This window comes from Nocardia australiensis, from assembly GCF_020733705.1.
Taxonomy (GTDB): Bacteria; Actinomycetota; Actinomycetes; order Mycobacteriales; family Mycobacteriaceae; genus Nocardia; species Nocardia australiensis.
This window is the reverse complement of record NZ_JAJFZM010000001.1, coordinates 1092897-1112571: the sequence shown is the minus strand read 5'-3', so window position 1 is coordinate 1112571 and position 19675 is coordinate 1092897. Positions and strand designations below refer to the sequence as shown.

At 64.9% G+C, this 19675-nt stretch carries 23 protein-coding genes; 6 read left to right on the top strand and 17 right to left on the bottom strand.

The window, feature by feature from the left end:
* The first annotated feature begins 136 nt into the window (after window positions 1–136).
* Complete coding sequence (locus tag LKE06_RS05060) at window positions 137–1426, top strand: adenylosuccinate synthase (protein WP_227997448.1); 1290 nt, start codon at window positions 137–139, stop codon at window positions 1424–1426.
* Between the two features lie 73 nt (window positions 1427–1499).
* Entirely contained in the window at window positions 1500–4103 is a 2604-nt protein-coding gene (locus tag LKE06_RS05055) for a helix-turn-helix transcriptional regulator (protein WP_227997446.1), read from the top strand.
* Between the two features lie 38 nt (window positions 4104–4141).
* Here the strand turns inward: LKE06_RS05055 and LKE06_RS05050 are convergent, their stop codons facing one another.
* From LKE06_RS05050 to LKE06_RS05040, 3 genes are all read right to left on the bottom strand, one after another.
* Window positions 4142–4975, bottom strand: a complete 834-nt coding sequence (locus LKE06_RS05050) for an alpha/beta fold hydrolase (RefSeq protein WP_227997445.1) — start codon at window positions 4973–4975, stop codon at window positions 4142–4144.
* An 85-nt stretch (window positions 4976–5060) separates the two neighbouring features.
* Window positions 5061–5633: a methylated-DNA--[protein]-cysteine S-methyltransferase gene (locus LKE06_RS05045; protein WP_227997444.1), complete on the bottom strand. Its 573-nt coding sequence runs from the start codon at window positions 5631–5633 to the stop codon at window positions 5061–5063.
* Entirely contained in the window at window positions 5630–5980 is a 351-nt protein-coding gene (locus tag LKE06_RS05040; RefSeq protein ID WP_227997443.1) for a hypothetical protein, read from the bottom strand. Before LKE06_RS05040 ends, LKE06_RS05045 begins: the two co-directional genes overlap by 4 nt.
* Before the next feature lie 62 nt (window positions 5981–6042).
* On the opposite strand from LKE06_RS05040, the gene yczR reads away from it, so the two are divergent.
* On the top strand, window positions 6043–7545 hold the full coding sequence (yczR, locus tag LKE06_RS05035) for a MocR-like transcription factor YczR (protein WP_227997442.1): 1503 nt from the start codon (window positions 6043–6045) through the stop codon (window positions 7543–7545).
* Window positions 7546–7668: 123 nt separating this feature from the next.
* On the opposite strand, the gene LKE06_RS05030 is transcribed toward yczR, so the two are convergent.
* On the bottom strand, window positions 7669–8253 hold the full coding sequence (locus LKE06_RS05030; protein ID WP_227997441.1) for a TetR/AcrR family transcriptional regulator: 585 nt from the start codon (window positions 8251–8253) through the stop codon (window positions 7669–7671).
* Between the two features lie 135 nt (window positions 8254–8388).
* Here LKE06_RS05030 and LKE06_RS05025 point away from each other — a divergent pair, with 135 nt between their 5' ends.
* The gene (locus tag LKE06_RS05025; protein ID WP_227997440.1) at window positions 8389–9222 is read left to right on the top strand and encodes an SDR family NAD(P)-dependent oxidoreductase; all 834 of its coding nucleotides are present in this window, start codon (window positions 8389–8391) and stop codon (window positions 9220–9222) included.
* Between the two features lie 158 nt (window positions 9223–9380).
* On the opposite strand, the gene LKE06_RS05020 is transcribed toward LKE06_RS05025, so the two are convergent.
* From LKE06_RS05020 to LKE06_RS04970, 11 genes are all read right to left on the bottom strand, one after another.
* Entirely contained in the window at window positions 9381–10481 is a 1101-nt protein-coding gene (locus LKE06_RS05020; protein WP_227997439.1) for a CaiB/BaiF CoA transferase family protein, read from the bottom strand.
* 150 nt (window positions 10482–10631) lie between these two features.
* Complete coding sequence (locus tag LKE06_RS05015) at window positions 10632–10874, bottom strand: hypothetical protein (protein WP_227997438.1); 243 nt, start codon at window positions 10872–10874, stop codon at window positions 10632–10634.
* A 12-nt stretch (window positions 10875–10886) separates the two neighbouring features.
* Window positions 10887–12128 carry an MFS transporter gene (locus LKE06_RS05010; protein ID WP_227997437.1) on the bottom strand — a complete coding sequence of 414 codons (1242 nt, stop codon included), beginning with the start codon at window positions 12126–12128 and terminating at the stop codon, window positions 10887–10889.
* 77 nt (window positions 12129–12205) lie between these two features.
* Window positions 12206–12808, bottom strand: a complete 603-nt coding sequence (locus tag LKE06_RS05005; protein ID WP_227997436.1) for a TetR/AcrR family transcriptional regulator — start codon at window positions 12806–12808, stop codon at window positions 12206–12208.
* A 271-nt stretch (window positions 12809–13079) separates the two neighbouring features.
* Entirely contained in the window at window positions 13080–13682 is a 603-nt protein-coding gene (locus LKE06_RS05000; protein WP_227997435.1) for a hypothetical protein, read from the bottom strand.
* Between the two features lie 30 nt (window positions 13683–13712).
* Complete coding sequence (locus tag LKE06_RS04995) at window positions 13713–13952, bottom strand: tyrosine-type recombinase/integrase (RefSeq protein WP_227997434.1); 240 nt, start codon at window positions 13950–13952, stop codon at window positions 13713–13715.
* Between the two features lie 29 nt (window positions 13953–13981).
* Window positions 13982–14935, bottom strand: coding sequence for a pentapeptide repeat-containing protein (locus LKE06_RS04990; protein WP_227997433.1), 954 nt, complete (start codon window positions 14933–14935; stop codon window positions 13982–13984).
* 332 nt (window positions 14936–15267) lie between these two features.
* The gene (locus LKE06_RS04985) at window positions 15268–15978 is read right to left on the bottom strand and encodes an ESX secretion-associated protein EspG (protein ID WP_227997432.1); all 711 of its coding nucleotides are present in this window, start codon (window positions 15976–15978) and stop codon (window positions 15268–15270) included.
* A 47-nt stretch (window positions 15979–16025) separates the two neighbouring features.
* On the bottom strand, window positions 16026–16361 hold the full coding sequence (locus LKE06_RS04980; RefSeq protein ID WP_227997431.1) for a hypothetical protein: 336 nt from the start codon (window positions 16359–16361) through the stop codon (window positions 16026–16028).
* 7 nt (window positions 16362–16368) lie between these two features.
* Window positions 16369–16704, bottom strand: coding sequence for a hypothetical protein (locus LKE06_RS04975; protein ID WP_227997430.1), 336 nt, complete (start codon window positions 16702–16704; stop codon window positions 16369–16371).
* The gene (locus tag LKE06_RS04970; RefSeq protein ID WP_227997429.1) at window positions 16704–17087 is read right to left on the bottom strand and encodes a hypothetical protein; all 384 of its coding nucleotides are present in this window, start codon (window positions 17085–17087) and stop codon (window positions 16704–16706) included. Before LKE06_RS04970 ends, LKE06_RS04975 begins: the two co-directional genes overlap by 1 nt.
* 214 nt (window positions 17088–17301) lie before the next feature.
* Here LKE06_RS04970 and LKE06_RS04965 point away from each other — a divergent pair, with 214 nt between their 5' ends.
* Window positions 17302–18189, top strand: a complete 888-nt coding sequence (locus LKE06_RS04965; protein WP_227997428.1) for a Scr1 family TA system antitoxin-like transcriptional regulator — start codon at window positions 17302–17304, stop codon at window positions 18187–18189.
* Window positions 18186–18389: a DUF397 domain-containing protein gene (locus LKE06_RS04960; RefSeq protein WP_227997427.1), complete on the top strand. Its 204-nt coding sequence runs from the start codon at window positions 18186–18188 to the stop codon at window positions 18387–18389. Before LKE06_RS04965 ends, LKE06_RS04960 begins: the two co-directional genes overlap by 4 nt.
* A 166-nt stretch (window positions 18390–18555) precedes the next feature.
* Here LKE06_RS04960 and LKE06_RS04955 read toward each other — a convergent pair whose 3' ends face one another.
* Together LKE06_RS04955 and LKE06_RS04950 are read right to left on the bottom strand one after the other, a co-directional pair.
* Window positions 18556–19029, bottom strand: coding sequence for a hypothetical protein (locus LKE06_RS04955; RefSeq protein ID WP_227997426.1), 474 nt, complete (start codon window positions 19027–19029; stop codon window positions 18556–18558).
* Window positions 19030–19054: 25 nt separating this feature from the next.
* Window positions 19055–19630, bottom strand: a complete 576-nt coding sequence (locus LKE06_RS04950) for a DUF3558 domain-containing protein (RefSeq protein ID WP_227997425.1) — start codon at window positions 19628–19630, stop codon at window positions 19055–19057.
* Between the last annotated feature and the right edge of the window lie 45 nt (window positions 19631–19675).

Sequence of the window (19675 nt, the reverse complement as noted above, 5' to 3'; positions counted from 1 at the left end):
CGCGTCCACTAGACTGTGCTTCCGGCCACCGCCTCAATACGGCAGGTAGCTGCAACACTGGTGTTTACCCGCCCCGCCGGCTTCGCCGGCTGCCATCCCCCTGGGTGTTGCACGTCGAACCGTAGGAGACACGACAATGCCGGCAATCGTCCTGATCGGCGCCCAATGGGGCGACGAGGGTAAGGGCAAAGCAACCGATCTGCTCGGTGGCAGGTTGCAATGGGTAGTTCGGTACCAGGGCGGCAATAACGCCGGTCATACCGTGGTGCTCCCCAACGGTGACCGGTTCGCGCTGCACCTGATCCCATCGGGCATCCTCACCCCCAGGGTGACCAACGTCATCGGCAACGGTGTGGTGGTCGATCCCGGTGTGCTGCTGGAGGAACTGGCCGGATTGGAAGAGCGCGGTGTCGATACCTCGGGCCTGCTGATCTCGGCCGACGCCCATCTGATCATGCCGTATCACGTGGCGATCGATAAGGTCACCGAACGCTTCCTCGGCAATAGGAAGATCGGCACCACCGGTCGTGGCATCGGCCCGTGCTACCAGGACAAGGTGGCCCGCGTCGGTGTCCGCGTCGCCGACGTGCTCGACGAGAAGATCCTCACCCAGAAGGTCGAGGCGGCCCTGGAGTTCAAAAACCAGGTCCTTGTGAAAATCTACAATCGTCGTGCACTCGAGCCACAGCAAGTGGTGGACGAGATACTGGCGCAGGCGGAGACCTTCAAACACCGCATCGCCGACACTCGGCTGCAACTGAACCTGGCCCTCGAACGCGGTGAGATCGTGTTGTTGGAAGGCTCGCAGGGCACCCTGCTCGATGTCGACCACGGCACCTACCCGTTCGTCACCTCGTCCAACCCGACCTCGGGTGGCGCGGCCGTCGGAGCGGGCGTCGGGCCGAACAAGATCGACACGGTGCTCGGCATCCTCAAGTGCTACACCACCCGCGTCGGGTCGGGTCCGTTCCCGACCGAGCTGTTCGACGAGCACGGCGAGTTCCTGGCCAAGCAGGGCGGCGAGGTCGGTGTGACCACCGGCCGGGCCCGGCGTTGCGGCTGGTTCGACGCGGTGATTTCCCGTTACGCGACCCGCGTCAACGGCGTCACCGACTACTTCCTCACCAAGCTCGACGTGCTGTCGGGCCTGGACCGCGTGCCGATCTGCGTGGCCTATGAAATCGACGGCGAGCGGGTCGATCAGATGCCGACCACCCAGACCGAATTCCACCATGCCAAGCCGATTTTCGAAGAAATGCCGGGCTGGTGGGAAGACATCTCGCACGCCCGCACCTTCGAGGAACTGCCCGCGAACGCGCAGGCCTACGTACTGCGGCTGGAAGAACTCTCCGGTGCCAGGATCTCCTGCATCGGCGTCGGTCCCGGCCGCGACCAAACCATCGTCCGCCACGATGTGTTGGGTTGAGAACCGGCTGAACCGCTAATGCCGTTCATTGTTCATCTTTCGATCATGATCGGTGAAGAACTACAGTTGGCGCATGGCTCGGAACTGGCCGATGATCGAGCGCGAGACCGAGTTCGAGGCGATTCGCGCAGCGCTCAACGGCACTGAATATGTCGGGACGGTGCTCACCGGTGACGCCGGAGTTGGCAAGACAACGCTGGCGAGGCAGGCGACAGCTGCCGTCGGCGGGAATATCAGGTGGGTGGCGGGTACCGAATCGGCCCGCACCATTCCGCTCGGCGTATTCGCGCACATGGTCGGGGTGTATACCGCCCATGATCCGGTGACGTTCATGTCCGCGGCGCGTGAGGCGCTGCTCGCGGACGGGCACACCATCATCGGCGTCGATGACGCGCACCTGCTCGACCAGCTGTCGGCAACGTTGCTGCTGCAACTGGCCATCGACAAAGCCGCGACCATAGTGGCGACCGTCCGCAGCAGGGTACAGGTGCCCGACGCGGTCACCTCGCTGTGGAAGGACGGCCATCTACTGCGGGTCGACCTGAATCCCTTTACCCAGCAACAAAGCGTCGATTTGGTCGAGTCGATGCTCGGCGGCCAGCTGGAGGGATTCACCGCCAATCTCATGTGGGAGTCCTCCGCCGGAAATGCCCTGTTCCTGCGGCATTTGGTGGAGGGTGCGCTGGAGGCGGGCACGCTGCGCCAGGTGAACGGCGTCTGGCAGCTTCGCGGTCGCGCCGCGGTCACCTCGGAATTGGCCGCGCTACTGGAGGATCGGGTCGAACAACTGCCCGAGCCGGTGCTGCGGGTGTTGGAACTGCTCACCTTCTGCGAGCCGATCGGCCTGGATGTGTTGGCCGAGCTGGCCGGTGACGAGGCGGTGGAGGCGGCCGAAAACCGTGGCGTCATCAGGGTTGTCGAGAATTCTCAGCAATTGACCGTGCGCTACAACCATCCACTGTTCGGTGAGGTGATCCGGCGCAGGCTCGGCATCGCCTCGGCACGTCGACTTCGTGGACGGCTGTTCTCCTCGCTCAAGGAGCGGCCGATCAATTCCGCGGCCGATCGGATCCGATTGGCCGAATTGGCTTTGGACAGCGACAAATCCGCTGATCTCGAGCTGTTCGAGGCCGCCGCCGCGGACGCTATCGGGTTGGCGAACCTGCCATTGGGTGAGCGGTTCGCCAGGGCGGCGGTGGAACGTCAGGGCGGTGTCGAGGCCGCGGATCTGCTCGCACGGGCGCTGCTGTGGCAGGGCCACCGCATCGAGGCCGAACGCACCCTCGCCAGCTTCGACCCCGACCAGCTGAACGAGGTGCAGCTGGCCCGCTGGGGTAGCACCCGGGTATCGAATCTGTTGTGGGCCATGGGGGATGCTGATCGCGCCGACGAGGTGCTGGCGCTGATCCGGGCGCGGGTGCGGCATCCGAAGATCGTGGCGACCATCGCCGGGCTGGCCTCCGCGTGCGCGGTCAACGAGAACCGGATCGACGACGCGTTCACCGACGCCGAGGCGGTGATGTCCGCCGAGGATTCACCGGCTTGGGCGGTGTGGTGGGCGTCCTTCGGTGGCGGGCTCGCGTTGGCGCTGATGGGCAAGGGTGCGGCGGCACGGCAATACGCCGCGCGCGGACATCAGGTGGAATCCCATATCGACGGGCTCAACCGATTCATGTCGACGCACGCCGAGGTGCTCGCGCTCACCCTCACCGGGGATCTGGCCGCCGCCCGGCGTTGCGCGGCAGCCTATTTCGGCTATTCCGCGCCCGGCCAGTATCTGGCGTGGGGTATGTCGAAGATTTTGCAGGGCACCGTCGATGTGGCCGAGGGCCGATTCCCGGACGGGATCGAGCATCTCGAACAGGCGCTGGCCGCGCTGGCCACCGAGGGCGCGGCGGCCTGGATGATTCCGGCGAGAATCCGTCTGGCGGAGGCATATTCGGCGCTCGGCCGTTCCGCCGAGGCCGCCGAGTCCATTGCGGAGGCCACCGCGAGGGGCGGCAGGCACAGTGCGGTGTACGACCCGCAACTGGAAATCGCCAAGGCAGGCGTCGCGGCGGCCGAAGGCACTGTTACCCCGGCCATCCGGTTGGCGATGGGCGCCGCCGATGCCGCCGCCCGCTCGAACCAGCACGCGATCGAGGCGATGGCGCTGCACACCGCCGCCCGTTTCGGCGGGCATTCGGCCGCCGGCCGGCTCGCCGATATCGCGGCCAAGATCGATGGACATCTGGTGCAGGTCCAGGCGCGGCACGCGGTTGCTCTCGCCGCCCATGACGGACCGGGACTCGACGCGGCCGCCGCCGAATTCGAGCAGATCGGCGCGTTGCTCTCGGCCGCCGATGCCGCCGCGCAGGCCGCATCCGCGCATGAGCGCGCGGGCGATCGCCGCCGCCTGCGCGAATCGGCCGCGGCCGCGAACCGCCTCGCCGCCGCCTGCGGTGGCGCGAGCACGCCCGCGTTACGCCAGGCCGCGCAGTCGCTGCCACTGACCGTGCGCGAACGCGAAATCGCGAATCTTGTCGCGGCCGGGCTGTCGAACCGTCAGATCGCCGATCGGCTCACCGTCTCGGTCCGCACGGTCGAAGGCCATCTCTATCGCGCCTGCATCAAAATGGATGTCACCGATCGCGAGACCCTCGGCGCGCTGATGCGAGGCGAGTCGTCGGCGCGGTGAGCCGCGATTATCGCCGCACCGCATCCGATTGCCGACCATCAAGCGGTGGTGCGGCTGCGGGTGAGGAATTCGCCCGCGGCCGGTGCGAGAATCGCGACGTTGGGGTTGTGGCTGAGCTTGGCGAGTTCGCGATGCTCGGCATGGGGGATAACGGTGGCGATTGCGTTGGCGCCCTTACGAAGTAGCGCTCCGCTCTTCGCGCCGGAGATCACCAGGACCGGGACGTCGATATTCGACCAGTCCTGCGCGCGAATGGCTTCGCCGCGCATGAATTCCGCCATGACCGCCCAGTCGTGCGGTGTCGAATTGGCGTTGGCCAGCGTGTCCTTCCAGAACGGTGTGAACCGCATGATCGACACGAAGAAGGCTGGTATCCCGATGGCCTTGGTCATGTAGAACCGCGCGGTCTCGGCGCGGCGGTCGGCGGCGACCAGTTCGTGCAGGCGGATATGCAAATCCGCGGGCGGGACATGGCCTTCGTGATCGACGATGAACGGCGGCTCGAACGCGACGATACGGGTGATGCCGCTGACCCGCCCGGATTCGCCCGCGCGCAGCGCCAGCGCCGCCCCCGAGGACCAGCCGAACAGGGCCGCCGAGCCACCCGCGGCCTGGATCAGTGCGGCAATGTCGTCGATCTCGTTGTCGGCGTTGTAGACGCCCGGCGTATCCGTGCTGTCACCGCGACCGCGGCGGTCATAGTTGATAACGGTGAGCCCGTACTTGTCGGCGAGGGTCTCGGCGAGCTCGACCATCTTGGAGAACTTACGGAAGCCGAACGCGCCTCCGATCAGGATCACGGTGCCCGCGTCGCCGCCCACCAGTCGATCGAATGCGATTACGGTGCCGTCGGCAGAGGTGACAGTCTCCATGGTCTCTTCTCCTGGTAGTGGTGCTTGTTGATCATGGGTAGAGACGGGACCGGTGCGGAGAATTCATCGGTGGCCGGGGACGAGGTCAAAACAGTGTCGGTTCGCCGAATCCCGGGGTGCGTTCGATCTCCAGCAACTGCTGCTTGGTGAAGACGCCGCCCGGGGCGGAGAAGCCGGTGAGCGCGTTGTCGGCGGCCAAGACGCGGTGGCAGGGGATGATCAGTGGAATCGGGTTACGGCCGAGGGCCTGTCCGACGGCCTGGGCCGCACCCGGCGCGTTGACGCGGTCGGCCACCTGGCCGTAGGTCAGGGTGTGCCCGGGGTCGATGGCCCTGGTCACCTCGTAGACGGCGCGGTGGAAATCGGGAATTGTGCTGGTCTCCAATGGGATCCAGCGCAGATCGTCGAGCTCGCCCGCGAGATGGGCGCGAATGCGGGCGATCGCTTCGGTGACCGGGCCACTCGGCGTCAGCTCCGGAATCGGCGCGCTGTCGGGAATGCCGTTGTGGCGGTGGGTGATTCGGGCGCGGGTCGCCGACTCGTCGGCCTCCGGTAGCTGGAACCGGATGACGGCGTCCTCGACCCAGGCGATTGCGCAGGTGCCGATCGCGGTCTCGAACAGCGCCGCCCCGGTGGTGGCGCGAGCCGATTCATTCATACCGCCAGTGTGCCCCCGGCGACCGACACGTTCGCACCAATGAGGCCAGTCTTCCGTAACTGGACTGTCTTGGCTTCCGGAACTCGATTCCCCGGTGAGCTGGTCGCCGCGCGCCGGGGTGCACCGGGGCCGGCGAAATCGGGATCGGGGAGATAATCGCGTCCGTAGATAGCGGCCAGATCCGAGTATCGCCGCTGTTCGTCGTAGTAAGTCGGCGACCGGTCGGTCAATGATCCCGAGGGGCGGAACCGGTGCGGGGCGAAGGTTCTTTCGGACCGCTTCGGCCCGAAATAGTGCATGAGGTAGCTAGCGAGTGCGATAACGAGGAGTGTCACCAATGCGGTCATAGTGGTGAGGGTGCGCGCAACTGGCCTTGCTAGAAATATCCACTTGGCTAATACTGGACTTCATGTCGACTAGAGTGATCGGTGCCGCCAGCTTGGCCAGGGACCTGGGCCAATGGCGCAGGATCGACGAAAACGGGGACGGTGAGCCGCGTCGATCAGCCCGCCCGGCGTATCTGGCCCTCGCGGAGGGAATCCGGTTGCTCATCCACGACGGCCGGGCGCCGCTCGGGGTCGCGCTGCCGAGTGAACGCGATCTCGCGACCACCATCGGCGTCAGCCGCACCACCATCACCTCCACCTACGCGCTGCTGCGCGAGCACGGCTACCTGATCAGCCGCCAGGGCTCGCGCAGTACGGTGGCGCTACCGCCCGCGGTGCCGCACGACGGCACCAAGCCGGCCAGGAGCATTCTCGCGATGATGTCGGCGCCCGAACTGCCGACCATCGATATGACCTATGCCGCGATGGCCGCGCCGCCGGAGATGCATGATGCGTATTCGGTTGCACTGCAAGGACTTCCGCCGTATCTGCGGACTCATGGTATGGATCCGGTCGGCGTGCTCGCGCTGCGCGAGGCGGTCGCGCGCCGCTACACCGAGCGCGGCCTGCCCACCGGACCGGACCAGATTCTGATCACCCTCGGCGCCCAACACGGTTTACGGCTGCTGCTCAACGTGCTCACCGCGCCGGCGGCGCGGGTACTGATCGACCATCCCACCTATCCGAATGCCATCGAGGCCATTCGCGACGTCGGTGCCCGCCCGGTACCGGTTCCGCTGCGCCCGGAGTCGCCGGAATCGAGCTGGGATCTCGACGGAATCCGCAGTGCCGCAAGGCAAACCGCGGCCACGCTGGCCTACCTGGTGCCCGATTTCAACAACCCGACCGGGCTGCTGCTCGATGCGGACGGACGCGCCGAACTGGCCGCCATCGCCCGCGACACCAGGATGACCGTGGTGATCGACGAGTCGATGATGGACCTGCACCTGACCGACGCCACCCAGCCTCCGCCGGTCGCCGCCTTCGCCAAGGGCGCCGAGATCGTCACCATCGGCTCCGCCTCGAAGTCCTTCTGGGGCGGCCTGCGTGTCGGCTGGATTCGCACCAACCAGACGCTGATCACCAAACTGCTCGGCATCCGTTCCACGGTCGACCTCGGCACCCCGGTCATGGACCAGCTGGCCACCACCTACCTGCTCGAACAGGCCGATGTCATCCTCGCCCGCCGTCGCGGCCAATTGCTCTCGCAGCGCGCCGCCCTGTTATCGGCGCTCGCCGAAGAACTGCCGGACTGGGGCGTCGCCACCAATGCCGGTGGCATGTCCGTGTGGGCTCAGCTTCCCGCCCCGGTCTCCACCGCACTCGCGGCTACCGCCCCCAACCACGGCGTATTACTGGCCGCCGGACCAAGATTCGGCGTGCAGGGCGCGTTCGAACGTTTCCTTCGCCTGCCCTTCACCCACCCGGAACCGGAACTGCGTATCGCCGTGAAATCGATCGCCGCCGCCTACCAGGCGCTGACCCCGAGCGCCACCGGCCCGCTACAACCCCTCACCTGCTACTGACGGCGCGCGTACAAACGATTCCGGCGTGCACATGTTCCTCACTCGAGCGTCGAATTCCGAGGTGTAGCCAGCTTTTTCGCTCGTGCGCGCAGCACATTCAGCCGATCCATCAGCCGGCCGTGCCTATTGCCGTTGCCCGATTCCGCGCAGGAGGGTGTCGATGAGGCGGCCGGCGAGGGTGTCCGGGTCGGTGGTGCCGTCCAAATCGGTGTTGCCGTGCACGGTTTCGGAGATCAGGGCCAGGTAGACCCGGCGTGCCCAGACCGGATCGGTATCGGTTCCGATAACCCCGTCGGCTTGGGCACGGGCGAAAACCACATCGCATTTCGCGTACACCGCTGCCATGATCTCGGCGACTTCCGGGTCGTCTTCGCCAACTCGATCGAGCGCGTATGAAGCGCCGTACTTGATTTCGATGACATTGGCGGTGGCCTGGTGTAGCGCGACCAGTGGCGGTGCGGTCTGCGGTCGGGCGGCGTCGACCGCCGTGTCGATGTGCCGCCACGCGGCGATTGCCATGGTGCGCACCAGATCCTCGCGGCTGGCGAAGCGCCGATGCACGGTGGTGCGCGCGACTCCGGCCGCCTCGGCGATCTGTTCCAGTGTGGCGCTGGGGTTTTCGCTCAATAGGCGCTCTGCCGCCTCGAGGATCGCGCGGACGGTGCGCTCGGCGTCGGCGCGCAGCGGTCGCGCGGATGGTGATGGCATGGGCGGCCCCTTGTCGCTGGGATTACCTGGAAATCATACAGGTAAGGTGCTGTTCTGAGATCAACGGCGACACTGATGTTGCAGATAATCAGGTTATGGCTACTCTAATGTTGCAATCTATTGAAGGAGTCGGACATGACCCGCACTGGCAAGACGGCCCTGATCACCGGCGCTTCCTCCGGCATCGGTGCCGAGTTCGCCGTCACCTTGGCCGCTCGCGGTGACAACCTCGTGCTGGTTGCCCGTTCGGTAGCCCGAATGGAGTCCATCGCCACCGAACTTCGTGCTCGTCACGGCATCCGCGTCGAGGTCATCGGCCAGGACCTCACCGAGGCCGATGCAGCCGCACGCGTTGTCGAACAACTCACTGCCCGTGGGCTTTCCGTTGATCTCCTGATCAATAACGCGGGGTTCGGGAGCGCGGGCCGCTTCGAGGACATCCCGGCCGGAGTGGATCACGACCAGCTCATGGTCAATGTCGTCGCGCTGGCGGGGCTTACGCACCTGCTCATTCCCGGAATGCTGGCGCGCGGCGGTGGCGAGGTGATCAATGTCGGGTCTACCGCGTCCTTCCAACCGTCGCCGTACTTCGCGACCTACGCGGCCGGTAAGGCGTTCGTGCTGAATTTCAGCCTGGCGCTGTGGAGTGAATACCGTGGTCGCGGCATCAATGTCCTCGCCGTCTGCCCCGGCGCGACCGAGACCGCGTTCTTCGATGTCGTCGGCACTCGCGATGCCGCCGTCACCGGAAAGTTCGGCAGCGCAGCGGAAGTCGTCCGCACCGCGCTGCACGCAGTGGAACGCGATAGGGGCTATGTCGTCCCCGGACGCGCCAATTTTGCTGCCGCGCACCTGATGCCGCGCCGTCCCCGCACCCTGGTCGCCCGCATCGCCAAGCTGGTCACCCGCGCGGTCGCCGAGGCCGGAACATCGCATAGCGGGGCGCGGATTGCTGGCGCCCGCTCCTGAACTAACGCCGGTAGAAGCCGGGCCGGCACAAGCCGGAATGTCGCGTAGCGGGGTGTCGGCCGCTGGTGCCAGCCCTGAACCAATACCGGGTAAAACCGAACGGCACGCTCGGCGACATGTGGTTGCCTGGCGTGCCGTTCGGATCGGATATCGAAAACTCAGTCGGCCCACACGGATTCGAAGGGGGTCGCTTCCGTGGGTGGCGGGGTGGGGGTGCTGGGTGGGGTGCGGGAGAAGCGCGGGGCCGGGGCGTGCTGGACGATGCCGTCGATCTCGATCAGACCGGTGCGCGCGACGATGTGCGGGTTCTGTTCGGCCTCGGCGAAGGTGAGGACCGGGGTGGTGCAGGCATCGGTGCCGTCGAAGATGGCGGCCCATTCGTCGCGGGTCTTGGTCTTGAACTTCTCGGTGAACAGCTTCTTCAGCTGATCCTGACCGTTCGGGTCGAGCTGCTTCGGCAGCCCTTCGGGGTCGATGTCGAGGCCCCGCAACAGTTCGGCGTAGAACTGCGGCTCGATCGCGCCGACCGCCATGTATTTGCCGTCGGAGGTCTCGTAGGTGTCGTAGAACGCCATACCGGTATCGAGCAGGTTGGTGCCGCGCTCGTCCGACCAGCCGCCGACGCCGCGCATGCCCCAGATCATGTGCGAAAGGGCAAGTGCCCCATCGACCATCGCCGCGTCGATGACCTGGCCCTTGCCCGAGTTCTGCCGCTCGACGATAGCGGCCAGAATCCCGAACACCAGGAACATCGAGCCGCCACCGAAGTCGCCGACCATGTTCAGCGGTGGCACCGGGCGCTCACCCTTGCGGCCGATCGCATTGAGCACACCGGTCAGCGAGATGTAGTTGATGTCGTGGCCCGCGCGGTCGGCCAGCGGGCCGTGCTGACCCCAGCCGGTCATCCGCCCGTAGATCAGTCGCGGGTTGCGCTCCAGCGCCGTATCCGGTCCGAGGCCCATTCGTTCGGTGACGCCGGGACGGAAACCCTCGAGCAGCACATCAGCCTTCTCGACCAGCCCGAGCACCTTCTCGATATCGGCCGGGTCCTTCAAATTCGCCTCGACAATGGTGCGCCCACGCCACTGCGGCCGCTCCATGAATCCGGGCAGCTGATTGTGCCGCTGCACCCGGACCACATCGGCGCCGAGATCGGCCAGCAGCAGCGCCGCATGCGGCCCCGGCCCGATACCGGCCAGCTCGATGACCTTGACGCCCGCGAGCGGGCCCTGCCTGGTGGCGGTGGATGGTGTGCTCACGCCCTACCTCGGTTCGTCGTTGATCCAGTGCGCCGTCGAGCGGCGCGGCCTCCCCGGGCGCCCCGGACGAGGTATTGACAGTATGACAATAACGCGTGTTATGAGACCGGTCACGGCGCCGCTAGTACTCCAGCCGTAGTCCGTGAGGTTTCAAGTCAGCCAGGTGGTGATGGCGATGAGGTCGTTGGGAGTGAGGCCCACACGCGAGTCGATGCGGTGCAGTAGTGCCTGCCCGTCGTGATGGGCTGATACCCACTCCCGGTCGTACTCGCCGATCTCGTCGTCGATCCAGATGAACGATTGCCCCGCCGCCCTGTCTACCAGTGGACGCGTCTTCCAGTGCAACTCATGCCTTTCGTCGCCGAGATCGTCAGCCGCGTCCGGCCAATTCATCACCCCCGTGGGTCATCGCGCCTCGACCACCTCGCCGTCCCTGGCGTGGACTTGCTCGCGGTGTCCGCTGCGCAGGTACGCGGTCGTGAAGGCGGGCAGGATCGCCAGGAGTGCAAGGACGGCGAGGGTGATGCCCAGGGCGATGGGGGCACGGAGCCCGTAGGCCGGGATCAGGGCCGATCCGATCGCGGAACCAAGGATGACGCCGAAGGTGATGAACGATGCGTGGATCGTGTTGACCAGAGGTGTGGTGCTGCCGGCTCGCTGCACCCGAACGGCCATTGCGGGGTTCATCGTCACGCCGACCAGGCCGATGCCGAGCATGAACACCAGCGCTAGCGGCGGGACATCGGTGAAGAGTCCGAGTCCGGCCAGGAAGATGACGTTGAGGCCGGTGCCGGCCAGCAGGGTCGAGATGGTGTGCCGATCGGCCAGACGGGCGACGACCATGTTGCCGACCAGGGTCGCGGCGCCGTAGGCGAGCAGGAGCAGCGGAACCAGGCTCTCCGGAAAACCTGCGATCTCGGTGAAGATCGGTGTGAAGAAGCTGAACATGGAGAACGTCGCCCCGATGATCAGTGTGCTGGAGATGAGTGCCAGCTGGAGCTGCGGCCTTCGCAGGACCGTGAGCTCATCTCGCATCGACCGTGGCGCTTCTTCAGGAGTGTCGTCGGCGGGGTTCTGGACGAACGCGAGGGTGAGGATCGCGGCGATCACGGTGAGCAGTGAGATGGTCCAAAAGGCAGCCTGCCAGCCCAGTTGTCCGCCGACGAACGTCGCTAGTGGCAGTCCGAGCAGGGTGCCGAGCATCAGGCCGTTCATCGCGACACCGTTCGCTCGGCCGCGCATCCGTTCGTCCACCAGTCGTGCGGACAGTGACACCGCAATGCCGAAGAACGCCTGCGAGGCGACGCCACTGATGATCCGTGCGACCACCATGACCGCGTATGACGTCGCCAGTGCCGCGATGACGTTGCCGACGAGGAAGACGGCGATGATCGTCAACAGCGCGTTCTTCGGCGGGAACCGCAACAGCAACATTGTCAAGGGCGGCCCGCCGACCGTCATCGCGACGGCGAAGATCGTGACAAGGTAGCCGATCTGCTCGATTCCCGTGCCCAGGCCCTCGGCGAGCTGTGGCATGAGTCCGGCGACGGCGAACTCGCTGGTCACCATCGCGAAGATGCCTGCAGCGAGGATGTAGACGGCTAAGGGGATTGCCCTTGTAGGAGTGTGCCTTGTTTGCGTGGTCATATCGAATGCTTTCTGTGATTGAGAATCCAAAACGTGGGCGTAAGAAAGCCTTCGGACATGAGAGGCGGGGTGGCGGTCTAGCCCAAGAGGGCGTGGAGTCCGGCAAGTGCGATCCGCCGAAGGGTCTCGGCATCAACGCCGGCCTGTGCGGTAACCCGGATCCCGGAGATGACGGTGCTGACCAGCAGCGCGCCGTCATCCGGATCGACGTCCTCAGGAATGCTTCCGTCGACCTGACCAGCACGGATGGCCCCATCCAGAAGCGAACTCCGCTCGCGCAGGTCACGAGCGAGAATGCGGGCGATGCGCTCATCCCGCTCGCGTAGGTCGGGATTCATGAAGCTCTGCACCACCATGCAGCCGGCGGCGTGACCCTGGCAGGCAGCCGTCTGCTCCTCGGCGATGATGAGGTCGACCAGCGCCCGCAGCCGGTCTGCGCCGCGGAGCCCGTCATCGGCGAGGAGGGCGGTCTGCCGCTCGCGGATCGTGTCGATGTAGTGCTCCAAGGCGCGCACGAACAGCTCGTCCTTGGAGATGAAGGCGTTGTAGAGGCTACTGCGCCGGACGCCGGCTGCCCCACAAAGCTGCTCGGTCGAGGTGTCGGCAAACCCGTGTACCCGGAACTCGGCAGCCGCGGCATCGAGCACCGCGATCTCGTCGAACGTCCGTGGCCTGCCCATGTGCAGACTCTAGCTGTTCTGGATATTCAGATCCAAATCCGCCGACGCATCGGCGTCGAGGGCGGTGCCGGTAGCACCTCCAGGATTCGTCTGCCTCGAGCAGATGCGATCACCCGTTCGCTGTACGACCCGCGCCTTGCCTCTGGTTGCGGCCGATCCGTCAACAACCTCCTGCCCCGCAACAGCTAGTCGCACATCAGGCTTATCGTCATCCGCGAGCTGTTCTAAAGAGGATCGATTCAGGATGCCGAAATTTCAGGATTCCCCTGGGCTACTTCGCACTTCCTGACAGCTTCGGGATTCCGGGGCCCGGATCTTCGTCACCGTTCCCCACTTCGTCACCAAAGTCGAACGGGCGACTGGCCTGCAAAACCGCAGCCCTCGCCGCGAAGGCGTAGCCGAATAGTACTGCGGTAAACGCAGGTACAGCGAAGATCCCCAGCCCCCACCACGCCCCGAACCACATTGTGCCCGAGATCAACAACCCCGCAGTGATCCACAGAATATGGCGACGGGCCTGACGGTCCGGCTCCAATCGAGACAGCCACGGAAACGTCAGCATGACTACCACACAGCACGGAAACACCGCCGTCAGTGCCGCCGAATCGTTGTTCGCCAACGCGAAGCAGGAAACCACAGTGACTATCCCGACCAGGCCGATATGGCGACGGGCCTCACGGTCCGACTCCAATAGGAACAGCGGAAACGTCAGCACCCCCACGACCACCACACAGCACGGAAACACCACCGTCAGTGCCGACAATCCGTTTTTCGCCACCGCGAAGTAGGAAATCACCGCGACTATCCCGACCAGGCAGATCCCCCAGTAGCAGTCCAACACACGCCGCCGCGTCGGTCGGGCCGTGTTCACCATGCGGTCAGTGTAAGACCCGAACAGGCCGAGCTATCGCCGACGCTTGGAGGCCGGGTCGGTCTCGGCCTGCCACCGCCCCAGCGCCTCGGCCGACACCCTGGTGTATTTCGCGAGGCTACGCACCGAGGAGTGCCCGGACAGCGCCATCAGCATCGGCGTGGACGCGCCGGTCTCGGCGGCGTGGGTGAGCTTGCTGTGTCTGAGTTGATGACTAGCCGCGTGGGGAGTGTCAGAGCCGGATCGTCGCCGACTCCCGGAGTAGTGGTCCAAGCCGACAACAGCGATCGCTACCCCAGGGGCTACCGCTCGGTGCGACTTGGTGGTGGGGTGAATGCAACTGGCCAGCGCGTATCGCTGTCGTAGTAGATGTCTTTGAGGTTCGCGCCGGTGAGGTCCGCATCGGTGAGGTTCGCGCGGGTGAGGTCCGCGCGGGTGAGGTCCGCGCGGGTGAGGTGCGCGCCGTTGAGGTGCGCGCCGGTGAGGTGCGCGCCGGTGAGGTGCGCGCCGGTGAGGTTCGCGCCGTTGAGGTTCGCGCCGTTGAGGTTCGCGCTGTTGAGGTTCGCGCGGGTGAGGTCCGCGATGGTGAGGTCCGCGCCGAAGAGTCTCGCGCCGAGTAGGTCCGCGCCGAAGAGTCTCGCGCCGAGTAGGTCCGCGCCGAAGAGGTTCGCGCTGTTGAGGTTCGCGCCGTTGAGGTGCGCGCCGGTGAGGTGCGCGCCGGTGAGGTGCGCGCTGTTGAGGTGCGCGCTGTTGAGGTTCGCGCCGGTGAGGTCCGCGCCGGTGAGGTCCGCCCAGGTGAGGTCCGCGTGGGTGAGGTCCGCTCTCGCCAAACACGTTTGTCGAAAGTCGAGGCTGCTGTCGGTTCCGTCGCGCTCTTGGTTTACATTGCGCCGTCCGGCCACGGTCAGTACAGCTTGTACATCAACGGGGATAGGGTTCTGGCTCTCGCATGCCGATGCTTTCGTGTGGATGCGTAGGAACGCGGAAAGCACCGCGAAGATCGTTTCCTGGTCCTGCGGCGAGTCTTTCGCGAGCCGTTCTAGCAGGTAAATACCTGCTAGTCGCACATCAGGCTTGTCGTCATCCGCGAGCTGTTCTACTGCTTTCTGGAAACGGTCGGTGACCGCTACTTGCTGAGACAAGGCGTACTGGTTGTCTGTGGCGTGCAGTGACTGGTTGGTGAACCACAACGCGCCGACCGCGGCGATTGTTGTTGCCAGCGCCGTTAGTTGCGTCCAGCCAGACCATCCGGCCACACGGCGTAATGCCCGCCCGACTCGAAACGCTCGTGCGGGTGGTGATGGCGCGGGTGGACGAAGAGAGCGTCCGCGTCCTGCAGCCGAACGCCGACGCGGTGGTGTGCCCCCCATGGTCATTTGGTATCTCCTCGAAAGCGGTTGTCTCCCTACGGTAGCCGGAGCGCCATGCCTATCTGGGTACGATCGAGTACGTTCGACCGGTAAGTTCCCGCCCCTGCTGCTGGGGTTCCAAGGGTTCACTTCGAAAATCCACCCAAACGCCCAGGTTGATTCGTGCTACCGCCGGATTCGACGCTTTTGCTCCTCGACCCCCGAGACGACCGGCAAATCTATTCGGCTTCGAATAGGTTTCGGGTGGCGCGGTCGATCCAGGTGGCGAAGTGGGCGGCGAGGTCGGTCGGGGTGGTGGGGTGGACGGTGTGGCCGTGGAGTTCGGTGTAGCGGCCGTCGCCGGTGATGTCGTGCCATTGGACGGTGGTGCGGGGTTCGTCGACTCTGTTGGCGGGGCCGGTGTAGAGCACGGCGGAGCCGCCGCCGTCGGCGGGGCGATGCAGGAGGCGTCGGTGGCGTTCGGCGCTGTTGGGTTCGTCGGCACGGGCGGTGGCCAGTGGATGGGTGCCGGGGCGACAGGGCGGAAGGCAGCTGACGAGTCGCGCGGGCAGGTGGTCGGTGGGGAAGAGGCGGCAGCGGATGGGGCCGTTGGCGTAGCCGTAGGTGGTTTGGTCCAGCGACATCGCGTGCCGGTCGGTGCGTGCGCCGACGATGCGGTAGACGCGGGCGTCGCCCTCGGCGTTCTCGTATCGGGTTGTGCCGCCGAAGATTTCGATGCGCATCGTCGAGGTGGTCAAGGTGTGTAGGGCGAGTTGGATCTTGTCGAGTTCGGCGCGGGAGTAGCGCTCGCGCATGGTGGCCGGGTGGGCGTCGAAGTCGTCGCGGTAGGCGAAGCGGCTGGTGAAGCGGAGGGGATGGGGGATGCGGTCATTCGTCGGGCTGAGCCACAGTGCGGCGAAATCGTCTGGCTCCCAGGTCCATTCGGGCATTTATCAAATCCGATCGATGGTGGTGAGAATGTGGTTGTCGTGGTGATTCACCAGGGTTTGCCCCAGAGGCGATGGCGTCGTGTCGAATCGGGGTGGATGCGTCCGGCCGCGACCAGCGCTTCGAACGCGGCGTGCTTGCGCGCGCAGTCGTGCTCGCGATGCAGTTGCATCGCCACGTGGGCGTCGGCGAGGGTGAACGGCCGATCGGGTGGGCCGCACGTCCACGCCTTCGGCCATTCGACCGGGCGTAATCGGCAGCGAGGCCCGATGGGCCGGTCGCGGCGCGGCTGGTTGATCGGCCACACGCACGCCACCCCGACCATCGCGAACGCGCCACCGCCGACAGCCGCGAGGATGCCGTGCACCACTTGCCATGCGCTCATGGTGGTTTCACCGCCCGCGTCCGTTGCCCGGGTAGGCCGGTAGCGCCAGCTGTGCGAGCCCGTCGAGTACATGCTGGAACATCCGGAGCTCGGGCATGCCTTCGGCCGGATAGGGGGTGGCGGTGTCCGTCGGGAACTCGATACCGCGCCGGTGGGCGCGTTCGCGCGGGCTCAACGTCGGTGGTGTGATCCGGCCGTGCCGTATGAGCGTGTAGTACGCGGCGCGCTTCCACACGCACCGCTCGATCCGGCACGCACGGTGTTGCCGCATCTGCGTGTGCGCCACTTCGACCTCGGCGAAGCCGCAGATGTTCGGCGGAATCAGCAGAGCACCGTCGTTCATCACGCGGCCCCCATCCCGACGCCCGGCACGCACTGAGCCGAGCGCGCCCAAGTACCTTGTGGGCAAACGGTTTCCAGATCGAACCCCTCGTCACAGATCAACGCGGGCCGGCAGTCCACATGCTCGAGGGCGAAGACGACGATCACTTGGACGCCGAGGCCGGACGCTAGCGCGAGCGCATACGCGACCGGATCGTCGACATCGACCGGCGGCCGGATCGTGTACACATACTGATAGCCGAGCAGGTGAGCGTGCCGCTGAACCTCGGTGGCATGGCGTAGGGCCGCCGACCCGGATACGTCATTGCGCACGAACCCAATGGCTTTCGGCTTGTCGCTCGCAGCGGTCGGGTGCCGAGACTCGATGGTTTGCGTAGGTGTCATGGTTCCCCCGGAACCTGGTCGGTGTGCTGGATTGTGGGGCGTCCGGAGCATTGCCGCGTGACTTAGGGAATCTGATAGCCAACCTCCGGACACATGTTCCAGCTCACACCTACGAAGGCGAATTCGCAATCTCTAAGCAGAAATTCCGCGCTTCGGAAAAACGAGTGCGCTAGGCTGCAATCGGTGTTTGCCCAGTCGAACGAGGAGACCATTCATGCCCGCACAGCCGAGCGCACCGTCTGTCCCGCGTCGTCAGGTGGCGCGGATCCTGTCGAAGCTGCATCGAGAGTCGGGGCTCTATATCAAGGATGTGGCTGAACAGGTCAACCTGCACCACACCACAGTGACGAAAATGCTCAAGGGGCATCCCTGCAAGCTGAAGCCGATCTACATCGACAAACTCTGCGACATCTACAACGCCACATCCGGCACCAGGAAGGACCTGAAATCCCTTGCTGCAGAAGCTGAATCAGCGCGAGGGTGGTGGTACGACTTCGACGATGTCGTGTCGGCCGACAAGTTGGACGTCTACATCACCCTCGAAGAAATCGCGACCGCTCTCACGATGTACCAGAGCGCCCGCATCCCCGGTCTTCTGCAAACCGAGGATTACGCCCGCGCTCTGCTTCGCACCAGCCCCGACCTGACACCCGAGGAAGTTGAGCGTCATGTCCAGGTCAGGATGCGGCGACAAGCTGTGCTGACCGAATCCAAGCCGAAGTTGGATGTGGTACTCGACGAGAGCGTGATTCGCCGGCCGCTTGGTGACTCTCAACTCGCTGCTGGTCAGCTTCGCCAGATCGCTGAAGTCTCAACGATGTCCAATGTCAGTATCCGGCTCGTGCCTTTCGATGTCGGCATCTACCGCGGTACCGAGGTCGGCTCCTTCATCATCCTCGAATTCGCTGGGACACCGGACCTCGATCCGGAACCTCCGGTTGCGTACGTCGAAACCGGCGCAGGTAGCGGCAATCTGTACCTCCAGAAGCCTGAGCAAGTGGCACGGTATCGTCAATCCTGGGCCGACATAGAACGGTCCACGTTGAGCGCAGCCAAGACCCGCGCTTACCTGTCCAAGATTGCGAAGGAGTTACCTCGGTGAGCATCTCGAACGCCGAGTGGTTCAAGAGTAGCCACAGCCAACAGGGTGGGGAATGCGTCGAGGTCGCCTTCCTCGACTACGGGATGGTCGGAATACGCGATAGCAAGAACGTGACCGGCCCGGCGTTGGTCTTCACGCCCGGTGAGTGGGATGCCTTCACCGCAGGCGTCGTTGACGGAGAGTTCGACCGCCGCGCCTGAGCCTGGCGCAATATCGAGCACCATCGCGGCCCCATCTTGACGAGCCCAATGTCTTGATGGGGCTGTCTATTTCAGCCCCTTAGGCCAAATCCTTGCTCGCGCAGAGCTTCTGGTTTCGGACAGGCGTGGAGTCGATGTGTGCTTGTGCCGAGTGTGACCCGTAAACCTAGAGTCCTGGCCAGGAGAAGATCTTGGGGTTGGCGGGTGCCTGTTTGGGCAGATTCGCTTCCAGGTCTTGGTATTTCGCCGCTTGCTCGGCGTCCACACTGGTGATGCGTTCGCGGACGGTGCGGAACAGGGATTGGAAGTCTTCGATGATTTTGTAGTGCGACTCCATCACTTCGTAGACGCCGTTTTCCGAGCCTCGGGATTTTTCTCGCCAGCGCTGGACCATCGTCTTGGCGGAGATCAGGTCTCGATCCCCTTGCTGGGGGTAGCTCTCACCGAGACCCCACGTCTCCGTCCTCGAGATATCGGTCATTTGGGTTTGGATCTGCCGGATCTGTTCCTTGAAGTACTGGCAGTCGCGGTCGACGTAGACGAACTTCTCAAGATCCATCCGCACTGTCAGCCTGCCCTCGCGGGCGTCGGTGATCAAGTTCGATAACGGGCTCGGTGGGGTTTTGTCGTCGTCTGCCATGTCGGTCCCTCCCAGGAATCAGTGATCAAGAAGCGGCGGGGAGGCTCGGCACAATCTTCTCCGCCAATCCCCGTGCGAGCACACATGAGTCGGTGCTGCCGGTGTCTCGGTTCGACGGTGGATTGTTCAGGTTTATGTCGAGGCTGCCGCCCTTCATGTCCACGTTCACAGTGCATGCTTCCTTGATGTAAGGGCTGTCGAACTGGCGGGTTGATATCGCGTGCCTGCCGTTGATGGTGAACTCGGTGGCCTCGGGGAAGTTGCGACTGCGGGTGAGGTCGACAGTCAGGTTGGTGGTGCTGATGCTCACTCCATAGCCATCCGATCGCACGTAGCCACAACCCCGCCACATGACCCCACCGCTCGCATCGTTATGGACAATTCGCTGGCCGTGCAGTTTCTCTGAGTCCAGCACGCTCTGCGGAATGTCTGTACACGGGTTGTAACTTCTGGGCACGTCCGCTGCCATCGATGGCTCGGTGCTGGTCGAATCGGTTGCGGGCTTTGCGTTTCCATCGGTCGATGACCCACACCCGGACAGCAGGACAGCGGCACCAACCGCGAATACCGCGCCGACCAGTGCGTTCTCTTTGCGGGTCATGTGATCCTTCCGGTCGTCATCAGGGCCGGACCGGATCCCCCGCCC